Raw genomic sequence first — 23,455 nt, 5'->3', positions numbered from 1 at the left:
GAGCCTCAAGGCATGAGATGTGCGCCACCCTCGTTCAGCAGCAGATATATGTATTGCTGTTCGCTAATCAGGATTGGTCTGTTGCCTGGATGATCAGAAATTCAAACAGGTCTGGATGCTGATTCTTCAGTGTGATCAAAGCCAAACGTTGCAATTGCTGGTGACATCAGCTGCACACAGCATCGGAGAGTGACAGTCATCGCAAGCTGTTCCGGTTAAATGTTTGTTGCAATATGAATATATAAAGTTAATCATATATTCTTTATTTTATTTATCCATGTCTATCCCAACTGCAGAATATTTATCTGTACAGAAACCCACCGCAGCATTATAGTTTTTTATCGGATAGTTTATTTATGGAGAAACAGATGGCTGAATTTTGTTTTTATAAAAAACATAACCAGGTCGCGGTAGTGAGTAAATCGGAGACTTCAAAAGCCGCTTCCCTTGTCGGCAAGGGCTGGAAGAAAATGTTTGAAGAGGTCAGAGCCGCTGATGCAGAAAGTGCACTGGCCCGGTTAGCTGAAATACGTAAGGAGGAGATAGCCACACAACGCTTTATGATCTTAGGAACGGCATTCAGTGATTTTCTGACAGCGTTTCTCAAGTAGTAACAGGTTACTTCACTCAACGTAAACACGCATATTTACTGGCAGAGTCAATGACAGTTAATAAGATCGTGGGGGTTTTTCAGGGAATCGTCAGGCTGCCATTTCTTCATCTATGTTAACAATCATAATGCCCTGCATCAGAAAATAAACACTATAGCCTGATGCTTTTCATCATGAAAGACTTCATCTTGTATTAAATTTATTCTGACATTACAATGGGTTGTGTTAGTTATTTGCTCGTGTGGCATAGTGCTTGAGTGTGGCGGTTTCTATGCGGCTCTCTATCAACACAATATAAATGAAAATGATTCATGCTGGTGCTAATAGCTGCATTGCACGTATACTTTCATTGCCCGCATCAGCGTTCTTAGTGTATTCGGGTTTTCATTGTTATTATTCTGATATAAGAGGATTTATGAGCACAAGGAAATCTGTTATGCTGGCCTTTCTGGCTTTAGTTGTCGGTGGAGTGTTAGGATATATAGTCAACAATCTGACGATATCTAAATATAACACCATTAATGCCACCTGTACTCTGCTTAATGTGGCTGTAGATAATCATATGTTAAGTCCGGAGAAGATTGTTGAACTAGGACGCCTGACCAAAGAAAAACTTGGCGATGCCCAGTCTGCAAAAGCATTCAGCCTGAGTACTAAACAGATAAATTCAGCCTCTGAATCATCAAACTGCTCTCAGTTTATGGTTGGAATGAACCAGGTTAAATGATTCCGGAAGATCATTTCCTGTGCTGCGTTTAACATTAAATTTAACAGGGAGAGTTCAGAATGGTGCCAAAGAGAATTCGACTACTTGCGCTCTTAGCCCCTTTTTTTCTGGTGGCGTGTACCCTCTCTCAGAATAATGGCGTCAGTAAAAATATGCCTGCACAGCAGGGAAATGATCTCCTTTCAATGGCCAGTCCGGCAGGCCGCTATGCCGTCGTTATTCAACGAGCCGTTGAAAAAAAAATGTATCAACCGGATGCCTGGCGGGGAAAAGTCTGCACGGTCAGAATGTCGCTCCGACGTGATGGCGTAGTCGAAAATGCAGTTGCAGAAAGCGGTGACGCCAGACTGTGTAAAATGGCTCTATCTGCCGTAAAGCGAGCTGAGATCCCTCCTGCGCCTGATGAAGCAACGTGGAAGTTATTCAGAAACGCTCCGCTGGAATTCAGGCTGTAGTGTGATCCTTATCATTCAGCCCTGAATCAGGAATCACAAAAGGCCCTTCTCGCAGTCAACACGCGACAACAGGAAAAATATCGGTATAAGGCGTATAAGCAAAAGCCCATGCGATAACAGTATTTATAAAACGAATAAGAGGAGATAGTCTGTTTCAGAATGAGCAAGGCGCCTGGAATAACTAAATTTGCATAGAAAAAAACTCTCTATACGCAGGCTTTATCAGCAAGAAATTGTGGTTTGCGGATGTGTAAAATCAGGAGTTCAAATAAAGTGATCGCGGATACCAGGTATTTAAGAAGGTTTTCTCTTATCGCACTCAGCATAAAAAATATAAACCGATTCGGATGAGAAAATTTTAATTCATACTCTTCTCTGACGGCCCTCTGTTGTTAAGGGTATTCCTGATGAGTTATAAGAAACGCATCAGGTATTATGAAATTCTGAGCAGGTTTATTCATTGGGTCTGCAGAGATTTCTGAAACTTTGGTTAGTATCCACTATTTTGCTTTACGTCATAACCTTGCAAGCGTCATTATTCAATCTCTCTTGCTGTCAGCCGCAACACGCTTGCATATGAAGAGTAATTTCATCGAAGTCAGTAACAATCGTTGATTAAAAGGATAAAAATATATGGACATAACTATGATTGATACCCGGAAACACTTATATATCGGTCTGCTGCTGACGGCAGCTATGCTAAGCGGTTGTACGGCCGAAACCAGTCTGGAAAGAAATGCTCACCATACCGCCTCACAGATAGCTAAACTCCATTTTGACCCCAATACGCGCCCGCTCACTGCTGATAATTATCGGATAGCAAAGCAGTTCCTGAGTCAGTTTTATGAGCTGGGTAAACAGGATCGTGCCGCTGGCCTGAGCGAAGAGCAGGCACAGCAGCGTGTAAATAGTTTTACGGCGGTCAGGCAAACTCAGCAGGGCGATCAGATCGATGAATCTTGTACGAGCCCTTTTAGCGCCGCCGCACAGAAAAGTAACTTCCTTAAGCAATCCTTCAGCGCAGACCGGCCGCAGAAACGGGCTGAAATAATGTTAGAAAGCGCCACAAAAAGCTACTGGGATGGCTTTAACGGACGTTTATAGTCGCAGCCAATGCGCGCGGTTGAAAAGGCCGCGCCATCATGTTTTAGCATCAGCCGCAGTCTGTTTCGATCATCCTGACGAAATCAGAAAGAAGCCTGGTTGAGGGTTTAAATATTCCGATACTGCCGCAGGGTCATCATCATAAGGAAGGACTGAGCGGGTATAAGAGGCAGTGCTGCTGCAACTCCGCACCGGCTTAACTCTTCAATGAAGCCAGTATCGAATACTGAAGCAGCAAGATTGATTCCAGATCCTTTCTGACAGTGGAAATTTTGTTTTGAACGGGCTCAGGCTTTTGGATGGCGCAATATACAACTCAGCCAGCGAAAAGGTCGTGACGTTATCGCTGGCTGAGCTGTAATTGCGGGGTCCTTTCAATACGTAAAAGCAGCCCCGCCGGATGCCTCTCGTTGCCTGATTAATTGGCTGAAGGACGTAACGCCACCAATACCCCTTTGCCACTTAACGTAAAGACAGAGATAAAGGTAAACAACAGCGCGGTCAGCCCCAGGACCAGGTAAGCGCCGTGAAAACCCACGCGGTCATACATAAATCCAGCGAACAGCGACATGAAAATCATCGCCAACTGTTTGAAAAAACAGAAGCAGACGAGATAAATAGTGGCTGAGAACTTCACTTCAAACTGAGTAGTAATATATTTAAAGCAGCCGACGATTAAAAAAGGCACTTCAAACATATGGAGTGATTTAAGCAACACTACTTCTACTGCCGTAGTGGCAAATGATGAGCCGATAATACGTACCGACATGATCGTTCCGGCCAGCAAGAGTGCATTTTTACCGCCGATGCGGTTCACTATTAACGGGGCAAAAAACATGATGCAGGCATTGAGCAGTTCTCCCATCGTGGTGACATAACCAAACACCCTGGTTCCCTGATCGGCGCTGCTAAAAAACGAGGTGAAAAAGTTGGCAAACTGCTGATCAAATACATCGTAAGTGCAGGAAACACCCACAACGTAAAGTGTTAAGAACCATAATTTCGGTTGTCTGAACAATTGCATCACCAGACGCAGGCTGAACTGAGATTGGTTTGCGCCCAGTGAGTCGGCCACCTCTGCTGATGATTGTGCCTGAGGTCTGGAAAGAAACAGTAAAATGGCGAGGATCACCGCACATCCGGAACCGAGCCAAAAAATAAACTGGTTATTAATGGTGAACATGATACCGACAATAGACGCGCAGAGCGCCCAGCCTACACAGCCAAACAGGCGCGCACGACCAAATTCGAACTGGCTACGCCGACTGACACGCTCAATGTAGGCTTCAATCGCAGGCGCGCCAGCGTTGTAGATAAAACCGAGATAGATACCGCCGACAATTGAGCCTAACAAAATATGAGTTTGCAGTAGCGGACCAAACACGTAGATAAAGAATGGAGCAAACATCACCAGCATCCCGGTGATAATCCATAATAAATGTTTTTTCAGCCCCAGTTTGTCAGACAGTAAACCAAATACTGGCTGGAACAGTAACGAAAAGAAAGAGATTGCGGCGAAGATAATACCGGTATCGCTTTTACTGATGTGATTAATATCATGTAACCAGATAGGGAAGAACGGGAAATAGGCTCCCATGATGAAGAAGTAGAAGAAAAAGAACAGCCCGAATATCCAGAAATTATTATTCTTTAAGTAATACATGATTACATCCTTTTTTAATAACTAAAGCGTCCGGGAAATCTGTCTGCCAGCCTTGAAACCCTGGTATAAGACGGCTGATGAGGCATCCTGTTGCATGTCGGGCCGGGCCTGCCCCGTGCCGAGGATGAATTAAACGCAAAACAGGCTGTTGTGCCGGGACCGATGGCAAAGTAATCTTCAGCACTGTGAGCGAGTAACATTGTTAAGCCATTACCTGTGTGAGGTGTGAGCGCTTCATCGTGATCCTCCTGACAGACTCACCTTCTGTTGAGCCTGAAAACAGCCTGCTCGTGCTTGTAGCAGAGAGGTAATGGCATGCTGCCAGCACGCTTCAGAACACCAAAGCCGCGGTTACAGTGGAGATTTTCAACTCGCCTCAAGCCTGTTCTGCCTGTAATGCCAGGAGATTGCTGAGATTACAGGTAAGAGACACGGCGAGGCTCTACTCAGGCTAAATACGCTGTTGCATGATGTTTTGTGCGTCGGCAACCGTGCTGCACTAAGGTAGCGTCCTCCATGACCACTGCCTTTTCCTGATTGTGATGCGCTCACATTTCAAGGGGTACAATAGAGTTTGGCTGTTATTGAAGTAAAGCGCGCTCTGGGTATTAGGTGACGAGGGTCACAGTTTAAGCCGGTTTTATACCGACATTGTTCACTGATCAGCAGAGAGCCAGGCCCGCATCTGCTCATTGGTCATTGGTCATTGGTCATTGGTCATGATCTTATTCCACAGCACCACCTGGCCCACAACCTCTTAACTTCTTGCATGGATCATCACCGCCCTACTCGTCGGCTATACGTTGTTAGCGCCTATCGAGGCGTTATCCTGTTGCCGGTTAATCCCCTCTCTTTGTCGTCACCAGAAGCGGATTTTGCGGAAATTTCCCGCAGCGTTGATCGCTGGCGGTTTTCTGGTTCATTGAATAACGGCCTGCGCCAACACAGGGAGCGAGTCCGCGGCTGGCTTAAACGCCACTGCGGCAGATGTTGCCTGGCTAATCCGGAATGCGGCAGGACCACGTTGTGCGCTGGGATTACGCACTGCGTAGCCTGATTTCTGCGTGTGGTCTGGCGCGCTGAATGCTGGGATATGATTCTGCACTTCTCCTCAACCCCTTCCCTTATGCATCGCAAGCGATAACGGAAAAGTTCCCGATTGTAGTTGTAAAATGATAATCATTATCATTATTATACGCATTTGCTTACATACCTTAACGATTCAGGGAGATTTTCTAAGTGAATGTAACTATGCATGTCCGGAAGCGCCCCGTTGCGCTGCTGCTGGCGGGAATATTAAGTTCTTCCGCCTCTGCCGCGAACGACGCTGAGACAGAAATGCTGGCCGATGACCAGACTATGCTGGTCACTGCTGAACAGGAGTTAAAGCAACAGCCTGGCGTCTCGGTGATTACCGCGCAGGATATTGAAAAGAACCCGCCGGTTAATGACCTGTCCGACATCATCCGCAAAATGCCGGGTGTTAACCTCACCGGCAACAGCGCCAACGGCGTCCGCGGCAATAACCGCCAGATCGACATTCGCGGCATGGGACCGGAAAATACCCTGATTCTGATTGATGGTGTACCGACGACCTCAAGAAACTCAGTGCGTTACAGCTGGCGTGGCGAGCGGGATTCGCGCGGTGACTCTAACTGGGTACCGGCGGAAATGGTTGAGCGCATCGAAGTGATCCGCGGGCCGGCGGCTGCCCGTTATGGCTCTGGCGCTGCAGGTGGCGTGGTCAATATTATCACAAAGCGCCCGACGGATGACTGGCATGGCTCGCTGTCGCTGTTCACCAATCAGCCGGAAGATGACAAAGAAGGCGCTACCCGCCGCGCCAACTTTAATCTCAGCGGTCCGCTGGCCGGTGACGCGCTTACCATGCGGCTCTACGGCAACATCAATAAAACCGACAGTGATGCTTTTGATATCAACCAGTCGCAGAATGGTTCTGCCGCCGCCGGACGCGAAGGCGTGCGCAATAAAGATATTAATGGCGTACTCTCCTGGAAATTAACGCCGTTGCAGGTGATTGATTTCAGTTACGGTTACAGCCGTCAGGGCAATATATATGCTGGCGATACCCAATACAGCAACGGTGCGGGCAATGCTCTGATTGAATCGCTGGATGGTTCAGAAACTAACCGTCTTTATCGTCAGACCTATGGCATTGCCCACAACGGGATCTGGGACTGGGGCCAGTCGAAACTGACCTTCAATTATGAAAAAACCAACAATACCCGCCTCAACGAAGGAACCGCAGGCAGCGGTGAGGGACGAATTAACAGCACGACGTTCTCCACCAGCCGCTTCGAGAGTTACCGCGCCGGTGGCGAAGTCAGTTTCCCGCTGGAGATAGTGCGGGAACAGACGGTGACGCTGGGTGCTGAGTGGAATCGCGACGAGTTAAACGATCCCAACTCAATGAATGGCACCAGCGCACCGGGCGTCTCTATTGGTGGGATCAATGGCGATGCAGGTAGCCGCAACAGTAAAAACAGCGCGACTCTGAGTTCGCTCTATTTCGAGGATAATATTGCCGCCACCGACAGCACGGAGCTGATCCCGGGTCTGCGTTTTGATTATCACGATACCTTTGGCGCGAACTGGAGTCCGTCGCTCAATATTTCCCAGGGACTGGGCGAGAACTTCAAACTCAAGGCCGGTATTGCCCGTGCGTTTAAAGCCCCTAATCTCTATCAGTCAACGGAAGGCTATTTACTGGCGACCCGCGGCAACGGTTGCCCGATCGGTATCGTGAGCGGGAGTTGTTATTTGCTGGGCAACGAGAACCTTGATCCTGAAGTCAGCGTAAATAAAGAGCTGGGCATTGAGTTTAGTCAGGATGGCTATATTGCCGGGATCACCTGGTTCCGTAACGATTATAAGAACAAAATCGTGGCGGGCACCGAGCGGATTGGTTTTGCCTCCAACGGCAATAATATCCTGCAGTGGAGCAACGGCGGTAAGGCAGTGGTAGAAGGTCTGGAAGGGAATATGACGATTCCGTTAGTGCGCGATGCGCTGGAATGGCGGACCAACGCGACCTATATGATTGAGTCGAAGGATAAAGAGACCGGAAATCCGCTGTCGATCATCCCGGAATACACCATCAACACGATGCTCGACTGGCAGGTGACAGAGGATTTTTCCACCAGCCTGAACTGGACGATGTATGGCCGTCAGAAACCGCGTGAAAATGCAGAATCGCGTACCGAAGCCAGTTCACTGTCGACGCGTGAAGTCGGAGCCTATTCAGTATTTGGGCTGAATCTTAACTACGACGTCACCAAAAATCTGCGTGCTAATGCCGGTATCAATAACCTGCTCGATAAGCGTATTTACCGTGAAGCCGAAGGTGCATCCACCTACAACGAGCCGGGCCGTGCCTATTACGCCGGTCTGACTCTCTCTTTCTGATTCTCATTGCGACAGGCGCTTCCATTCGGAAGCGCTTTTTCTTGCCGTAGGTCTGACTCTCTTTCCTGATTGTCTCTCTTTCAGCCCGGTCTGGCCGGTATCTTTTAATGCGCTACCGTGACGTTGTCACTTCAATTAGCGCTGAAACTGTTATGCCGCGAAAATAATCTTATTGATTAAACCCGGAAAGGAAGCGCTGAAACCGCGTCGATCTGTGGAACTAAAAGGTATGAATAGAGGCAAAGACAGCCTGGCTCAGTGAGCCAGGCCCGGTGATTAACGTACCAGATGCAGGAAATGCAGGTGTTTTTCGTACTGATCAAGAATATCGTTGATAATCTGCTCCTGCGTCCAGCTCATCACATCGTAATCCTGCCCGCCCTCTTTCAGGTAGACCTCTGCACGGTAGTAGCGATGCTCTTCTTTTTTCTCATCGCCTAATCCGGCCAGGGCAAAGGTAGGCTGAATATAGGAACGAAGCCGCACTTCATAAACAAAGTTGAGTTCATTTCCCAGATCCACTTCAAAATGCACCCGATCGTCTGCACTGTCATTAATGTGAGAAACGGTACTTTGCTTCAGCAGTTCGCCGCTGACCATATGCATGGCAGGCTGAATCACTTCATTCATAAAGCGTTTCACGTTTGAACGCTTGGGAAAATAAGCAATATTCCGCAACCGGCGTTGCCACGAAATCGGGTTTCGTGAAGCTGGCGAGGCGATGGTGGTGATCTGCTTACTCTCGCGTTTGTAATAATCAATGCGCAGCGCTTTGAACAGCCCGTATATCGACGTCAGAAGTATAATGGCAAAGGGCAACGCACTGGCGATGGTCACCGTTTGCAGCGCTTTCATGCCGCCTGCCAGTAACAGCACGATGGCAACAACCCCCATCATTGATGCCCAGAAAATACGCTGCCAGACCGGCGTGTTATCGATGCCTCCTGACGCTAAGGTATCAACCACCATCGCGCCGGAATCAGCGGACGTCACGAAAAAGACGACCACCATGGCCATAGCAATAAACGACAGCACCGAACTGAAGGGGAAATGCTCAAGGAAGTTAAATAACGCGAGGGTCTGATCGGACTGTACAGTCTCTGCCAGATCGCGTGCTCCTTTACTCACGATCAGCCAGATCGCGCTGTTACCGAAAAATGTCATCCACAGCAAGGTGAAACCGGCTGGCACAAACAGTACGCCGGTTACGAACTCACGAATGGTGCGTCCACGCGAAACGCGGGCAATAAACATCCCGACGAAGGGCGACCAGGCCAGCCACCAGCCCCAGTAAAACAGGGTCCAGCCTCCCAGCCATTTGCTGGATTTGGGCTCATAGGCATACAGGTTAAAGGTCTTGTTCACGATTTCTGAAAGGTATCCGCCGGTATTCTCAACAAACGATTTCAGCAGCAGAACCGTTGGCCCCATCGCACCCACCAGAACCAGCAACAGCACCGCCAGCGTCAGGTTGATTTCTGAAAGTATGCGGATCCCTTTATCCAGTCCCGACACTACCGACAAGGTGGCGAGGCCGGTAATAACCACAATCAGTATGACCTGGATGGTTTGGTTAACCGGAACCCCGAAGAGGTGGTTGAGCCCGGCATTAACCTGCAAAACACCATAACCCAGCGAGGTTGCTACACCGAGCACGGTACCGATAACGGCAAAAACATCGACGGCATGCCCTATCGGCCCATAAATTTTTTCGCCAATAATCGGATAGAGTGCCGATCGCAGCGTCAGCGGCAGGCCGTGACGATAACTGAAGAAGGCCAGTATCAATGCCACGATGGCATAGATTGACCAGGCATGCAGTCCCCAGTGAAAGAACGTGATGCGGAGTGCCTCCTTGGCGGCCTCAACGCTCTCCGGCGTGCCTGACGGCGGCGCCATGTAATGCATCACCGGCTCGGCTACGCCAAAGAACATCAGTCCTATGCCCATGCCGGCTGAAAACAGCATGGCAAACCACGATAGGTAGCTGAAATCGGGTTCAGAGTGATCGGGACCTAGTTTGATGTCACCAAACCGGGACATGCCCAGATAGGCGACGCTCATGAGTATCAGGGCAACAGTCAGAATGTAAAACCAGCTGGCATTGGCGAAGATGCCGCTTTGCAGCGCGCTGAGCTGCTTGTCGGCTTGTTCAGGGAAAATGGCAGCAAAAGCAACGATGATAAAGATCAATATGGCGGAACTGTAAAACACCGGCGGATTGATTTTACTTCGCTGAGTGTGCTCTGTTATTTTTGATTGAGACATATAACCTCTCTGCTGGTGCATTTCTGAATGTAACAGCCATTATGGCAGAGCATATTAAAATTTCAGGGAAGGATCGGATTTTTATAGTTTTTTTTCCCCATACAGACTATTCCCGACAGGAGGCGTTACCGTCACTGCGGGTCGACGCGCGGGTTAACGGCGGCTGAAAAGACTCACCTTCACGACCGCGGGCAGATGATGACAGAAGTTCCTGCTGACCCTTCACGCAGAGGAATGGCTGCAGCATTCCCCGCCTTGCTTCAGGTATCGTTCATTGCGTATCAACAACAGTGGCCGATGCTTCATAGATTATCAGTCTATATCTTCATCATGCAGAGGAGTTCGGCAAAATAATGGAACACAGTTATAGATCACATATCGCGTGGACAGGTAACAGAGGCACGGGCACGTCAGGCTATCAGTCCTATGCGCGGACATGGGATATCGCCATAACCGGCAAGGAAATCGTTCATTGCTCTAATGACCCATTGCTGGGCGGCGATCCGGGTAAAATGAACCCTGAAGATCTCCTGTTATCCTCGCTTTCAGCCTGCCATATGCTTTGGTATCTGCATCTCGCCTCCGATGCGGGCATCACCGTCGTGGATTATGAAGATTCACCGGTAGCCACAGGTGAAGTTTTAAAAGGGGGAGCAGGCCGCTTTATTTCAGCCATACTCAGGCCAAAAATTACGGTCCTGGCGGGCACAAATATCGATGCGGCAACGGCTATTCACCATGAAATTCATAAAGTCTGTTTTATTGCCAGATCGGTGAATTTTCCTGTTATCTACCAGCCTGAATTTACCATCACTCCTTTGCCCTCTCCTTAATACCGCTCTTTCATTACGTGGATGCCGGCTCTGTAAACCGGCACCCGCCAGCCAGAGATGGCGGCGATGCGTCTGTTATTTGCCGCAAGCGGCATGGCTGATATCCCGACTGGTTAATAACCGCCGTTTGAACTGTGGCTGTGGGTCGCGGCGTTATAATTTGATCAAAAAGGCATCATTAATACGCACAATTAAAATAGCCATGATTGATGCTAAGTCCGGTTTGTCAGCCATCGTGAATGCGATATCCGGTTGAGCCCCCCAATAAGAAACCATCTTCTATACTCTGTTACGTTTAGTTAACTTTGCCGCTGTTCATCGTGCTGCGTTGGTTTTTTTAAGCACCGTTTTGCGCGAAAGCTGCTGCCTGAACCCTTCAATACGCCATATTTACTCTTTGTACATTTCAACGGGGGACGTCCTGATATGTCGCAATCTCAACCCTCACGCCTGGGCAGCTTACTGCTGTTGCTGGCAGCCGTGATCGGCTTCGCGGTGGCTTTATACGCGTGGCTGACACCTCTCACCGGTGTTACCGGGACTATCGGAGCTCTGGGTGTAGCCATTGCCAGCGCCATACTGGCGTTACTGACCTTTCTTTTACGCGGCGCATCCCGCCGCGGCGCGCGCACTACGCTGATTGTTATCGTTTTTCTGATGCTATTCGCGATTGGTTTTGCAGCTGCGCTACTGCATCAGTACATCATTACGGCAGCAATGGTGGTCGGCCTGATTGGTCTGATTACGCTGAGCCGCAATTCCGTTCGTCACAATCATCGCGTCAGAGCCTGAGGAGCTGCCCGTGCATAATGATCTCTACTCTCCATTAATGAAAGTCAGCATCACGGCGCTGGCGCTGCTGTGCATACCGGTGACGCAGGCGCAGAAGCAGGATAACGCTGCTGAAGCCTCTATGGGCACCCAGGAAAAACTTAATGTGGATTCCGCCAATCAACAGGCGCCGGGAACCACTGAAACCACGGAAGAGGCGTCCACCGGCAAGCGTGACGGGCAGAAAGTCGAGTCTGCCAGTTCCGCCGCCAGCTCACTGGTGCCCTCTTCTGCCACCTGGGACAGCTTCCATGGTCAGCTCAACGCACAAAAATATAGTCCGCTGAAACAGATCACTGCGGATAACGTCAGCAAGCTGAAGAAAATCTGGGAATTTCATACCGGAGATGTCTCGGATGGCAAAGGTGACATCCCTGCCACCGTCTGGTCAGCAACGCCCATTTTTGCCAACCAGACGCTCTACATTGGTACTCCGTTTGATCGCCTGATTGCGCTGGACCCCGGTACAGGTAAAGAAAAGTGGCACTATGACACCAAATCCTCGCGCAAAGCTCTGACGCAGCCGGTACTGAAGAACCGCGGCGTCTCCTACTGGCAGGCCAGACAACCGGCTGCCGGACAAGCGTGTCAGAAGATCGTCTATATGGGGACCGTTGATGGCAAGCTCTTTGCGCTGGATGCCGATTCGGGGAAACCATGCAGTAACTTTGCTGACAACGGCGTGCTGGACCTTAATCAATGGAACACGGTTAACGCTAAATACCCGCTATCTGTGCTGCAGCCGCCCACCGTCGTCGGCACCCATCTGCTTGTGGGCTGGGCTGGCAAAGACTGGGCTTATGCTGAAGCGCCTCCGGGCACTGTGTTTTCAATTAATGCGCAGACCGGCGAACGCGAATGGACTTTTGACGCTATTCCGGCCGAAATCCGCAAACGCACCGGTACCGCCAACGTCTGGACACATATGTCTGCCGATGAGGCGCATGGCCTGGTCTATCTGCCGGTCTCATCCCCGTCTCCCAACTACTGGGGCGGTAACCGCGTCGATCCGATTCCGCTCGGCACCTCTACCACCGCGCTGGACATCAACACCGGTAAAGTGGTCTGGTCGCGCCAGTGGGTGCATCACGACGTGTGGGATTACGACATCAACTCGGCACCCACGCTGATGGATATCACCGTCAACGGCAAAAAGATCCCGGCGCTGATCCAGGCGACCAAGCAGGGTTTTCTGTTTGTGGTGAACCGTCTGACGGGTGAGGATGTCTGGCCTATAGAAGAGCGTCCGGTGCCTCAGGGCGATGGTTCGGTGCAGGGCGAAGTGCTTTCTCCAACACAACCATTCCCGACTAAACCTGCGCCACTGCTCGATCAATCGAAAAAGCCAGAGATCTGGAAACTGGCGGATATGGTGGGCGCCGGCCAGTGTTCACGACTGTGGGATAAGCTGACCTATGAGGGAATGTACACGCCACCCACTACCAGGGGCGAAGGGACGCTAACCTATCCGGACAGTGCCGGGGGCGTTCAGTGGGGCGGCGTGGCGTACGATCCACAAAAACAGATTGCTATCGTGAACACCTCTCACATTGTGCAGTATGTGAAGCTCTATAGCCGTGAAGATTACGACAAAGCGAATAATGGTTCCGGCAACGAGAGCGGTTTTGCCCCGCAGGAAGGCGCGCCTTATGGGCTGCGTCTGATGGTGGCGAACAACTGGCTGGGTATGCCGTGCTGGCAGCCACCGTTTGGTGAAATCGTGGCGCTGGATATGCATACGGGTGACGTAAAATGGCGTCGTCCGGTTGGCGCTTCGCAGCAGTATGGCTTCTTTATGCCAGAAAGCTGGGGCTCACCCACCATTGGCGGTCCGGCTGTGACCGCGGGTGGCGTGATCTTTATTGGTGCCTCAATGGATGCCAAAGTTCGCGCTTACTCAGTGGATAATGGTGAAGAGCTGTGGTCCGATCAGGTTGAAGCACCTGCGGTAGCGAATCCATCGGTCTATGAGTATAAAGGCCGTCAGTATGTCGCCTTTGTCGCGGGGGGGAATACTATTCTCAAGGATCAGGTGGGCGATCAGGTGGTGGTTTATGCGCTACCGGAATAGTCGTTTATAAAAATATTAATGGAAACAGAATGGGGCCTCAGCGCCTAATGCCTGTCAGTTAAGGTTAAATGTGCAAAGGCTGTCACGGTCAGACGTGGCAGCTTTTTTGTCTGGGCGAGCGTGCCGGAGTGCGGGCCTGAGCACCTCTGCTGCTGCCGGGCCGTCCTCGCGCCGCTGCGCGGTTCCTTCGGCTTTGACGTCGTGCCGACGAACCGTTCGGGGATCGGCCTTCCCTGGCCGGCCCCGAACTCTCCACGCTTCCCGGCGTGGCGTTCTGGCCCGGCGTCACGCCTCAGCGCTGCGGATAGCCCTTTCAGCAGCAGAGGCGCTCAGGCCTCCACCATCGTGCCCTTTTTAACAGCAGGCACTGAAGCTTCAGAGCAGGCGGGGGCCGATCAGGGGCAGGCAATCCGCAGCGCTGAACAGAATGAGTCTGCCAGGAGAGCCCGCAGGACGCGGGCGAAAGGCGGGGCGGCACAGGATGTGCCATCCCCGACGGTCCGTCAGGCAGACGAATGAAGTGAAGGTACCGCGCAGCGGCGCGAGGACCGCCAGCCCCTGAGCGGTACCAGACTGCGTTATCACCTGTCGCTTAACTGACAGGCATTAGGCCTCAGCGCCCCATTTTTTGTACCACAAAACGGCGGGAATGATCAGTGGATAGTAAAACCGGCTGCATCCGTCTCTTTTACAGGAGGTAATGCTATGAGGGAACGCAGCCTGGATTGAGAAGAGCGCTTATTTCAGCGGGTCCGCCAGTTTTATGATCAATAACTCGCTGTCCGACTCGGGTTTCTTCAGCGGCTTCACACCGATCGTCGTGGCAACCGGCTTATCATCGACTGTAAGCGATCCCTGTTCACTGACCCGATAATCCTTGCGCTTTTTACCTTCAACCGGATTTTGCATTACCGCTTTTACGCCGAAGTCATTGTCATTGGCGACCGCCAGCGTTTGATTGTCGATCAGCGCCAGCCCTTCGGCCTTCTCCTGCTGCCAGCTAAGTTGACGTAAATCGACTACCTGAGTTTTTGCGGCCAGCTTTATGCCGCGCTGTGCCAGGCTTTTCTGGTCGTCAAACTCCGGATACTCGCCAGGCTTATCGAAAGCGGCAAGATCGCTAGCGCCGCTGAGATCCACCTTATAGATAAGGTTGCGCATCGCGTCGTTTTTGTCGCTGCCTTGTTCAATCAGCAGGATATGCTGATTATCGAGCGCCACGATATCACCAATTTTCGCGTCGCTGTTTTTAGCATAAGCCTCGCTGTCGACAGGGTATCCATACATTGCAGTTTTGCCGGTCGCCGGATCGAAGCTGACCAGGCGGGTAAAGCGCGCCTGCTTTTTACTTTTACCGTCGATATCCAGCGTGCTCTGCACCGCGGCGATGATACGTCCATCCGGCATGCGGGTGAGCCCTTCAAAGCCACGATTCGGCTGGCGCCATTTAATAACGTTCGGCAGACCGCCCGCGATCGATTTCTCCCCTTCCGCGGCCTGCGGTCCGTGAATCGCCAGGATCTTGCCGCGCTGATCAACGTTAATCAGAAACGGACCATATTCATCGCAGAGCCAGTATCCGCCCTTCCCGTCCGTGGTAATGCCTTCGGTATCCAGACCACGGTTATCTCTATGCAGCATTTTCAACCTATCGCTTAGCGCGACTTCATTGGTGGAGCCGATGATGCCATCCTGTAGCGGTAATCCGTTAATATTGCCCTTATCGTCATGCAGCGGTCGGGCATCCGTGGCCACCGCTTTGCCGTTCTGCACCCGAATGGTCATCAGCAACGGGGCGAAGTCTGGCGTGACGAAAATTTTCGCCTCCTTTTTACCCACATCAGGCGAGTCAGCATTCGGCCCGCGGTCTGTGACGGTCACGAAGGTGAGCGCATCTCCCTGCTTGCCGGTAAACAGCAAACCGGAGCCGATCCCCACCGGCAAACCATTCGGAAACGCGCTGGCGAATGCGCCGTTGTAGCTTACGTGCGTACCTTCGGGAAAACTGACGATAGCGTGCTGGGTTTGTGGCTGCGCCGCCAGGGTTGGTAAAGAGAGCGCACAACCGATAACCAGAGGAATAATTTTTCTTTTCATATTGTTAGCATCCATAAAGGGAATCCAGCATCGTAAAGATTGAAAATGACAGAAAAATGATATGCCGATTAACAGTGGCAGCTAACAGGTTGATTTAACCTTGTTAAAACGCTGGCTGCTGAGGTGATGAACCTCTATCTGGCTATTATGATGAATATCTACGGGCAAACGAGGAGGTCTCTATGCGATCAGCTACTCTGGTGCCATACGATAAGCAGTGGCCTGTGATGTTTGACGCAGAAAGCTCACGATTAAAGGCATTGTTAGGTAAGTGTGTTAAGCATGTTTATCACATCGGCAGCACCTCCGTGCCTGGCCTGTCAGCAAAGCCCGTTATCGACATACTGCTGGAAGTTTGCGATATCAATGAACTGGATAAATACAACGCTGCAATGCTCTGCGCCGGATACGTTGCGCGCGGTGAGAACGGGATTGCGGGACGTCGCTACTTCACTAAGGGGGGTGATCGGCGTAGTCATCACGTTCATGCCTTTTCAGTCGGAGATATTCAAATATTGAGACATCTTGCCTTCCGTGATTACCTCAGAAAAAACCGAGATATTGCGGCGAATTACGCCGAGATAAAGTGTGTAGCAGCATCAAACTGTAACGATGCTCATCGTTACAGTGCATTCAAAGCAGACTTTATTGAGCATCATCTGCAACTGGCACTCATCGATCTGGAACGAGAAATATAAAGCCCTGTTCCAGCTACCTGCTGCTGTGGCTTTTGAATTGGTTATTTTATGAAAAGCCCTGAAAAGTGTGAGTGCGACTATGAGAAGCCGTCGCCGGACGGTTTTTTCACACCCTTCTGTTTCAGTTCGGCAAGATGGCCATGATTTACAAAAAATTAATCAGTCAGCGTTATGTGCGGTCAGGCCGGTGCTTAATCTGATTCAAATTACTGACCTGCACACTCCATTCCAGAGTGAGGAATCCCTAAAGTTCGCCTAATCAGTGCCGATATGTGCATGTTATTGACCAGTGGTTTTGAATCAGGTTATCGAGAAGAGACAGATGTTGCTTCAAGGATGATCTTCTGGCCGCTATCGATCTCAGACATTTTATCCTAAAGGGAACTCATGAGACTAAAATATGCCGCTCTGTTACTCGCTATAGCGCTATCCGGTTGTGACAACAATAAGGAAGTTATTGGCTGCTCTTCTGAAATGACGCAGTCTGCTTTCGTCGATTTAATCAGGAAAGCCGCTTATGAAGGCCTGTCTCAGCAGGTCGACGAATATCCAGACGTCACCAGCCAGACCAAAAGAAGTGCTCTGGAGAAAATCAAACTGGTGCTTTCTGAAATATCTACCACGTCCAGTGACTCAGGCAGCACAATGAAAACCTGTGAAGCCACGGTATCCATGACACTGCCTGCTGATGAATATTCTCAACTCTCAGAAGCCTATCGTAAGAACTTTAACCGCAATCTGGATAAACAACTGGAAAGTCTTTCGCTTGAAAGCAACGCTAATGCGTTTTACAAGCGCATCAGTTACACAGCTCAGGCGACTGACGATCAAAAAAATGTGTTTGTTAAAGCCTCCACGACAAATCCGGTATCGATGGGAATGGGGCTGATCACGGCATTGTCCATTATCAACCCAATTGTTGAGCAACAGAAAATCCAGCAGGCTAAAGATGTCCAGCAGCGCCTGATTGAGAGCCAGAAGCAGGCGCAACAGCAGGCTCAGTACGAAGCTCAGCAGCAACTCCAGAGACAGGCTCAGCTACAGGCACAAGAGAGATCTGAGCAACAGGCCGATCAGCAATCAATTCAGCAGCCACAGCAGCAGAACGCTGATAGTCTGACCCAGTCACGAATTTTATTCGCGAATGCCGACTCTGATTTGAATACGGCCTGGTCATCGTTAACCCCCGCAATGAAGAAGGAATTATTGCCCTCTCAGCGGCAGTGGATTAAAACCAAAGATGCCATGTGCGGCAAAATATCCATGCAGGGCAATGACGAGGAGCTAAAGAAAATGATCGACTGTCAGGCGCAAATGACGGTGTCGAGAACTGATTTCATTAAAAATCAATAATCCAGCAATAGACTTATTCTTCAGCATTGACGACCTGATGTGGCCAGCCATTTCGCTGGTCACATAAACTGAAGAATCTGAACAAAGGGTGCGCCATAAACCCCAAACCGCCCTACTGATAATGCCGCATTTTACGGTTCGCCAGGGCTTACCATCTCCTTCACTCATGCTTTCCGGAAAAGCCTTCCCCTGTTTTTCCAGGTTCACTATATCCATCCTGTCAGGCGAAAAATCTGGATGTAGCGCCAGCAGATAAAGCGCGTCTGGGGCCGCTTCGCCTGCTCACCGTTGTTTGACTCATGTTGTTATATGGATCACTTTTTAATAACTGCGTTCGGCAACGGCTCTGTTTGCTGTCAGCGCCTCTGTATGTTGCCGCTAAATCTTGTTATAGGAAACCAGACGGAGAACTGTATGAATGATAAGCACGTATTGCTGGTCGGTGCTGGCGGCGTAGTTGGCTTTGCCGCCCATGATTCCTTCCATAAAGCGGGCTGGCAAATCACTACCCTTGGGCGTTCGGCGCATAGCCCTCACCCTTCTCCTCATATCAGCGCTGACCTGACTTCTGCAGAAGATCTTAATCATCACCGGAAAGCGTTTGAAACCGTGACGCACATCTTTTACGCGGCATTGCGGCAGGATCCTAATCCGGGCGTGGAAGCGGATATCAATGCGCTAATGTTTGAAAATCTGATCGGCGCAGTACGATCGTCAGGCAATTCGCTGAAACATCTTCTCTTTATTCAGGGCGGAAAGGTTTACGGTGCCCATCTGGGTGTTTATCGCACTCCGGCCCGGGAAGAGGATAGCCGTCATTTTCCGCCAAACCTCTATTTCCGGCATGAAGACTATGCGAGAAAGATTGGCGATGAAGGTATCGGCTGGACTGCGCTACGTCCGGATATCGTTATCGGTCACTCATTCGGGTCGCCGATGAACCTGGGGAATTTGATCGGCGTCTACGGCACCATTTGCCGCGAAACGGCAACCGCTCTGCATTTTCCCGGCCCGGATGACGCTTATCGCAATACGCTGGTGAACGTCACTGACAGCCGCATTCTGGGTCAAAGCGCTGTCTGGGCTGCCGAAAATGCTAAATTCGGCGCGTTCAATATCACAAATGGTGATGTGTTTCGCTGGTGTCACGTCTGGCCGAAACTGGCTGACTGGTTTGGCGTTCCGGTCGGCGAGGCGCAGCCTGTCTCGCTTAGCGAACGTCTCAGCGCGTTAAAGCCTCTCTGGTCATCCATCGCCGATAAGGCGCAACTGCAAGAGCACGATATCGATAAGCTGGCGTTGGGTGGTTTTGGTGACTTTATCTTTCATGTTGAGAAAGATGCCATATTTGACGTCACCAAAGCGCGCCAGGAAGGGTTTGACGCCATGACCAGGCGCTCGGATGAGGTGTTGATTGAACATCTGGAAGCGATGCGAAGCAGCAAACTTATTCCCTGAGAGCTCAGGCAGCCTGTCGTCTGGCAGGCTGCCGATTGAACCTGCTGAAACGGCGGAATAGTACAAGCGAGGCGCGCGGGATGTGGTCTTAAGCGCTGGTCTGCCAGATCCTTAGGCGTTATGCCAGTCATGCCATTCGGCACCCGATGGAATAAGAAGAGCGAGTCTCCGCCAAGATTGTGCTATATCCGCCGCTGTGTAGTGGCATAGTGAATTTGGCCACCTACATCTGCGGCGCCAGTAGCAAGAACAGGCAGAATCATTGCAGGACCGTAGCTTCCCGTCAGCAGAAGCAGGTTTCGAGAAGCACGGTTCATACTCTGTGACTGTTAGTCAACTTCTCGGATTGCATTAGCAAACGCATGGGTTCGGCGCAGTACACGCCAGAAATCTGATTGTTCAGCGCCGTAGTGCGGATGTAGCCTATCTGTCGGTGCTCATGTATTACTTTGATGTTCATTATAATTCTGACGAACTTCTTATTGTGTTCGATTACATCACGGCTCAACTGCAGCATGTCCGGTCCTGTGGCGTCATGCAACTCTGTGAAGTTGATAGGCACATTGGGTAATTGCCTCATCTGAAGTTAGTGGTGCTTCTTTAGAAATTTGCATCTAAATATCTACATGGTTTACTAAAAAAGCGCTTAGATTTTGTGAGGCTATCTCTAATTCTGCCTGTGCTTAATAATACGACCACAAACCAAAAATTAAAAATTTCATATAATTACCATGAGACGGAACCTTCATACCTTATAACGATGATACTGTCACAAGGAGGTTTCAGAATGCGAAAACCTGACGAATCATTTCATATTAGCCTTCCAGGGTGGGATCGCGTTGTAAGAACCAAAAGCTGAAAAATATTGCTGCTGTGCCAGCACAAACATGAAGGAGCATATACAGCCAGTACACGTCTAACCTATCACTTCGGTGAACATATTCCCGACGTGGTGTGCCTTTGAATCTTAACGTGTAAACCCCTCTGAGATAGAAAACTACAGCTTCCCATACAAAAACTATGCCGCAGACAAGTATGGTGACCGCTATTGTCCAAACTTTGATGCACATGGATTTCCTGTCCTTCGAATCTCTACTTTATGCTACAGAATAAATGAGGTAAAATCATAAACATTGATGAGTGCAGCGAAATGATCCTTACTAGCTGCCGATACTGAATAATAAATCACGCATGGAATATTTCAAATGGAACAGCCTAATCCCCTCGCAGCACTGTCGTTAATCATCTGGTTTTTGATGTTTATCCCTTGCTTCCGAATGGCCCAGAAAGCAGGATTCGGCTGGAAGATGGCGTTACTGCTTTCATGCCCGGGCATCCATTTCATCATGCTCTATGTCTTCGCATACAAAAAGTGGCCTAACACGCCATATAGATAAGTACTGAGCATCTATCAGGATATGCAATCGGTATGTATGAGCTCTTCTATGGTCCGCCAATGATGATCGCGAATGACTTACTTTTTATTGCTTCTCCACCCTGAGCGGTCGAAATATACCTTATTAGCATTAGTTATAAGAAACGTTCTTCAGCAAGTAAGACCTCGCCACCTGGTAGCATCATTGTGAAAGCCAGGGATGCTATTTGTAAGCCAAGTGATGTTGTTGTCAAACCCATTTTTTCAAACCATTCTCGTATAATGGCCTGCTCAAAAAATTTATTTTTTTCAAGCGCGTCATCCGGAGTTGCTCATTATTTTTGCCTGGTTATGACGCTTGATGTTGAGGTGATCAACGAATATTGGGTGGAAAGGTTATTCCGGCTTATCGCCAGGGCATTTCAGGAAAAAGCCGCCCAGATGAAGTGAACCCCATTTGTTGGACACTTTATTACGTGGTTTGCCTGCGTCCGAGCGCTTCTCCCGCACTCTTCCGTCATTATTGCGATCCCGTGGCTGCGTGCCACCGCCGGGTTTAGGAACAACTACACCTGGATTAAGTGGTCTTCTATCCGCCATAACTCCATTTCCTAACAAAATGGCAAAAGCGCCATCTTTTTTGATACGCCTAGTACCGTGATCTTTCAATCCTTATCAAAAGATATATGCGCGGCATCAATTTTCCCCGCTTTTTAATCATCGCAAATCTGACGTTCACGTCAGGCTGCTATTCCTGGCGCGCATATTTAACCAGCAAATGAAGTCATTCATCTCATCGTCCTTTTCGTAATCCTGTAAGCAGGGCCTGGGTCGCGCCAGACGCCTTTCCGGAAGCTGAACAAACCAGCCCGAATTCACGGTGTATAGAAGGTGTCACGGGTACCACGCGCAGATTGCGTAATTCTTCAGGCAGGGCTGATTCAGGTACAAGGGCGACACCCATGCCTTCAGCGACCAGCTTACAGGCGCTGATCCAGTCCCGTACGGTCACGCGGATGTCAGTAAGGTGCAAACCCGCCTTTTCCATCAGGCTTTTTCCATTCACCGCACATCCGCCTGTCGCCAGAATAAAGGGCTGGCCCGCCAGCTCCTCAAGCGTTATGCCATCAGCCCTGAGATGCCGTGCCTGCAGGTTACTGGCCTGCATGACCGCTACCCATGCATCCTGCCCTAAAACCACTTCTGCTCGCCCCGGCACCGGGTTCATTATCACCCCCAGTTCAACCAGGTCTGCTGTAAGCCACTCCTCAACCTCCTCATCTGAGCCTTCCAGAATGACCACTTCAATGCCGGGATGCTGGCGCTTAAAGTCGCGCAGCAAACCGGGCAACCATGTCGACGTCACTGATGGAAAACTGGCCAGGCGAATGCGCCCGCTGGTCAATCCCCGGCTCTTATCAGCCAGCTCGCGGATGGCATTCAGCCCCGACAGCATATTTCTCGCCTGTTCAATAACCTGCTCACCCAGCGCGGTAACACTGATGTATCGGCGCTCACGCGTAAAAATCGGAAAACCAAGTGAAGCCTCCAGTTGAGCAATAGCCTGGCTGGCACCAGACTGCGTCATTCCTATCTCCTCTGCAGCGCGTGAGATGTTGCGAGCATCCGCCACGGCTATCAGTAAGCGCCAGTGCAAAAGATTCATCATGGTTATCAGTAGCTCAGCTAATAGTTGATTGCTTAATCATTAATTTTACAGCGGAAACGGCGTCAAATACAGTGAACAGAGGATCGCGCAGCAGACCGCGCGGCGGCTATGCACTTTACAGGAAGACAACAATGAAACTTTATTACGCCCCTGGCACCTGTTCGTTATCGCCCCACATCGTGCTGCGCGAACTGGAGCTGGAGTTTGAACTGGTCAAAGTAGACAACAAAAGCAAGCTCACCGCTGACGGACGTGACTTCCTGCGCATCAACCCAAAAGGTTATGTCGCTGCACTTGAACTGGATGATGGGCAGATACTCACTGAAGGTCCGGCTATTGTGCAGTATCTCGCTGATCTAAAGCCGGAAAAGGATCTGGCTCCGCGAGCGGACAGTTGGGCCCGGGTGCGCCTGCAGGAATGGCTTAACTTTATTACCAGTGAGATACACGCTGGCTCGGCCCCCCTGTTCAACCCTGCGTTGCCCGAAGACGTCAAAGCAATTTTTCGTGAGAAGTTATTCCGGCAGTTCGATTACCTGCAGGTGACGCTCAGTGAAAAAAGTTATCTGACCGGGGCGTGCTTCAGCGTGGCGGATGCCTACCTTTTCACTGTGCTGGGCTGGTGTCAGTTTTTCGCCATCGAACTGAATCGCTGGCCTGCGTTGTCGGCATATATGGCAATGATCAGTGCCCGTCCCGCTGTGCAGGCTGCATTAATGGCTGAAGCATCTTAATACTGAGCAAGTTTTCGCTTAGCGATTGCATGGACAAAAGAACGGGTCAATGATCAGCCCGCGAGGAGATCGAGCCAGACAA

17 protein-coding genes are annotated in these 23,455 nt (G+C 50.2%); 13 read left to right on the top strand and 4 right to left on the bottom strand.

Annotated features, from left to right (window positions below; genetic code table 11):
* Positions 1 to 368 precede the first annotated feature (368 nt).
* The 4 genes from WFK59_RS14620 (at position 369) to WFK59_RS14605 (ending at position 2,897) form a co-directional block, all read left to right on the top strand.
* Positions 369 to 611, top strand: coding sequence for a hypothetical protein (locus tag WFK59_RS14620; protein WP_336756137.1), 243 nt, complete (start codon positions 369 to 371; stop codon positions 609 to 611).
* Between the two features lie 436 nt (positions 612 to 1,047).
* Positions 1,048 to 1,338, top strand: coding sequence for a hypothetical protein (locus WFK59_RS14615; RefSeq protein WP_336756135.1), 291 nt, complete (start codon positions 1,048 to 1,050; stop codon positions 1,336 to 1,338).
* A gap of 59 nt (positions 1,339 to 1,397) precedes the next feature.
* Positions 1,398 to 1,793, top strand: coding sequence for a cell envelope integrity protein TolA (gene tolA / locus WFK59_RS14610; protein WP_233988253.1), 396 nt, complete (start codon positions 1,398 to 1,400; stop codon positions 1,791 to 1,793).
* Positions 1,794 to 2,426: 633 nt separating this feature from the next.
* On the top strand, positions 2,427 to 2,897 hold the full coding sequence (locus tag WFK59_RS14605; protein WP_336756133.1) for an Exc2 family lipoprotein: 471 nt from the start codon (positions 2,427 to 2,429) through the stop codon (positions 2,895 to 2,897).
* A gap of 418 nt (positions 2,898 to 3,315) precedes the next feature.
* Here WFK59_RS14605 and WFK59_RS14600 read toward each other — a convergent pair whose 3' ends face one another.
* Complete coding sequence (locus WFK59_RS14600; protein WP_233988255.1) at positions 3,316 to 4,560, bottom strand: MFS transporter; 1,245 nt, start codon at positions 4,558 to 4,560, stop codon at positions 3,316 to 3,318.
* A gap of 1,251 nt (positions 4,561 to 5,811) precedes the next feature.
* Between WFK59_RS14600 and WFK59_RS14595 the strand changes: the two genes are divergently transcribed.
* The gene (locus tag WFK59_RS14595) at positions 5,812 to 7,986 is read left to right on the top strand and encodes a TonB-dependent siderophore receptor (protein WP_336756346.1); all 2,175 of its coding nucleotides are present in this window, start codon (positions 5,812 to 5,814) and stop codon (positions 7,984 to 7,986) included.
* Between the two features lie 276 nt (positions 7,987 to 8,262).
* Here the strand turns inward: WFK59_RS14595 and WFK59_RS14590 are convergent, their stop codons facing one another.
* A complete protein-coding gene (locus WFK59_RS14590) occupies positions 8,263 to 10,254 on the bottom strand; it encodes a BCCT family transporter (protein ID WP_336756131.1) in 1,992 nt (663 codons plus the stop codon).
* 353 nt (positions 10,255 to 10,607) lie between these two features.
* On the opposite strand from WFK59_RS14590, the gene WFK59_RS14585 reads away from it, so the two are divergent.
* From WFK59_RS14585 to WFK59_RS14575, 3 genes are all read left to right on the top strand, one after another.
* The gene (locus WFK59_RS14585) at positions 10,608 to 11,087 is read left to right on the top strand and encodes an OsmC family protein (protein ID WP_336756129.1); all 480 of its coding nucleotides are present in this window, start codon (positions 10,608 to 10,610) and stop codon (positions 11,085 to 11,087) included.
* Positions 11,088 to 11,513: 426 nt separating this feature from the next.
* Positions 11,514 to 11,879, top strand: coding sequence for a hypothetical protein (locus tag WFK59_RS14580; protein ID WP_336756127.1), 366 nt, complete (start codon positions 11,514 to 11,516; stop codon positions 11,877 to 11,879).
* Positions 11,880 to 11,916: 37 nt separating this feature from the next.
* Positions 11,917 to 13,989, top strand: a complete 2,073-nt coding sequence (locus tag WFK59_RS14575; RefSeq protein ID WP_442956316.1) for a pyrroloquinoline quinone-dependent dehydrogenase — start codon at positions 11,917 to 11,919, stop codon at positions 13,987 to 13,989.
* Positions 13,990 to 14,727: 738 nt separating this feature from the next.
* On the opposite strand, the gene WFK59_RS14570 is transcribed toward WFK59_RS14575, so the two are convergent.
* Positions 14,728 to 16,086: an esterase-like activity of phytase family protein gene (locus tag WFK59_RS14570; protein WP_336756124.1), complete on the bottom strand. Its 1,359-nt coding sequence runs from the start codon at positions 16,084 to 16,086 to the stop codon at positions 14,728 to 14,730.
* 182 nt (positions 16,087 to 16,268) lie between these two features.
* On the opposite strand from WFK59_RS14570, the gene WFK59_RS14565 reads away from it, so the two are divergent.
* The 4 genes from WFK59_RS14565 (at position 16,269) to WFK59_RS14550 (ending at position 21,420) form a co-directional block, all read left to right on the top strand.
* Complete coding sequence (locus WFK59_RS14565) at positions 16,269 to 16,784, top strand: GrpB family protein (protein WP_336756123.1); 516 nt, start codon at positions 16,269 to 16,271, stop codon at positions 16,782 to 16,784.
* 387 nt (positions 16,785 to 17,171) lie between these two features.
* The gene (locus tag WFK59_RS14560; protein ID WP_233988262.1) at positions 17,172 to 18,137 is read left to right on the top strand and encodes a lysozyme inhibitor LprI family protein; all 966 of its coding nucleotides are present in this window, start codon (positions 17,172 to 17,174) and stop codon (positions 18,135 to 18,137) included.
* Between the two features lie 414 nt (positions 18,138 to 18,551).
* Positions 18,552 to 19,595, top strand: coding sequence for an NAD-dependent epimerase/dehydratase family protein (locus WFK59_RS14555; RefSeq protein WP_233988263.1), 1,044 nt, complete (start codon positions 18,552 to 18,554; stop codon positions 19,593 to 19,595).
* A 1,582-nt stretch (positions 19,596 to 21,177) separates the two neighbouring features.
* Complete coding sequence (locus tag WFK59_RS14550) at positions 21,178 to 21,420, top strand: hypothetical protein (RefSeq protein ID WP_336756121.1); 243 nt, start codon at positions 21,178 to 21,180, stop codon at positions 21,418 to 21,420.
* 343 nt (positions 21,421 to 21,763) lie between these two features.
* On the opposite strand, the gene WFK59_RS14545 is transcribed toward WFK59_RS14550, so the two are convergent.
* Complete coding sequence (locus WFK59_RS14545; protein WP_336756119.1) at positions 21,764 to 22,639, bottom strand: LysR family transcriptional regulator; 876 nt, start codon at positions 22,637 to 22,639, stop codon at positions 21,764 to 21,766.
* Between the two features lie 131 nt (positions 22,640 to 22,770).
* On the opposite strand from WFK59_RS14545, the gene gstA reads away from it, so the two are divergent.
* The gene (gstA, locus tag WFK59_RS14540) at positions 22,771 to 23,373 is read left to right on the top strand and encodes a glutathione transferase GstA (protein ID WP_336756118.1); all 603 of its coding nucleotides are present in this window, start codon (positions 22,771 to 22,773) and stop codon (positions 23,371 to 23,373) included.
* Positions 23,374 to 23,455 lie beyond the last annotated feature (82 nt).

It is taken from the genome of Pantoea sp. USHLN298, assembly GCF_037149395.1.
Taxonomy (GTDB): Bacteria; Pseudomonadota; Gammaproteobacteria; order Enterobacterales; family Enterobacteriaceae; genus Pantoea; species Pantoea astica.
The sequence above is the reverse complement of the archived record's forward strand: the minus strand, read 5'-3'. Positions and strand labels throughout refer to the sequence as shown.

Excerpts from the sequence above, each read along its gene's own strand:
- WFK59_RS14595 (WP_336756346.1), top strand. The coding sequence starts at position 5,812 with ATGCATGTCCGGAAGCGCCCCGTTGCGCTGCTGCTGGCGGGAATATTA.
- WFK59_RS14570 (WP_336756124.1), bottom strand. The coding sequence starts at position 16,086 with ATGAAAAGAAAAATTATTCCTCTGGTTATCGGTTGTGCGCTCTCTTTA.
- WFK59_RS14560 (WP_233988262.1), top strand. The coding sequence starts at position 17,172 with ATGAGACTAAAATATGCCGCTCTGTTACTCGCTATAGCGCTATCCGGT.
- gstA (WP_336756118.1), top strand. The coding sequence starts at position 22,771 with ATGAAACTTTATTACGCCCCTGGCACCTGTTCGTTATCGCCCCACATC.
- WFK59_RS14590 (WP_336756131.1), bottom strand. The coding sequence starts at position 10,254 with ATGTCTCAATCAAAAATAACAGAGCACACTCAGCGAAGTAAAATCAAT.
- WFK59_RS14605 (WP_336756133.1), top strand. The coding sequence starts at position 2,427 with ATGGACATAACTATGATTGATACCCGGAAACACTTATATATCGGTCTG.
- WFK59_RS14580 (WP_336756127.1), top strand. The coding sequence starts at position 11,514 with ATGTCGCAATCTCAACCCTCACGCCTGGGCAGCTTACTGCTGTTGCTG.
- WFK59_RS14575 (WP_442956316.1), top strand. The coding sequence starts at position 11,917 with ATGAAAGTCAGCATCACGGCGCTGGCGCTGCTGTGCATACCGGTGACG.
- WFK59_RS14555 (WP_233988263.1), top strand. The coding sequence starts at position 18,552 with ATGAATGATAAGCACGTATTGCTGGTCGGTGCTGGCGGCGTAGTTGGC.
- tolA (WP_233988253.1), top strand. The coding sequence starts at position 1,398 with ATGGTGCCAAAGAGAATTCGACTACTTGCGCTCTTAGCCCCTTTTTTT.
- WFK59_RS14600 (WP_233988255.1), bottom strand. The coding sequence starts at position 4,560 with ATGTATTACTTAAAGAATAATAATTTCTGGATATTCGGGCTGTTCTTT.
- WFK59_RS14615 (WP_336756135.1), top strand. The coding sequence starts at position 1,048 with ATGCTGGCCTTTCTGGCTTTAGTTGTCGGTGGAGTGTTAGGATATATA.
- WFK59_RS14620 (WP_336756137.1), top strand. The coding sequence starts at position 369 with ATGGCTGAATTTTGTTTTTATAAAAAACATAACCAGGTCGCGGTAGTG.
- WFK59_RS14565 (WP_336756123.1), top strand. The coding sequence starts at position 16,269 with ATGCGATCAGCTACTCTGGTGCCATACGATAAGCAGTGGCCTGTGATG.
- WFK59_RS14545 (WP_336756119.1), bottom strand. The coding sequence starts at position 22,639 with ATGATGAATCTTTTGCACTGGCGCTTACTGATAGCCGTGGCGGATGCT.
- WFK59_RS14585 (WP_336756129.1), top strand. The coding sequence starts at position 10,608 with ATGGAACACAGTTATAGATCACATATCGCGTGGACAGGTAACAGAGGC.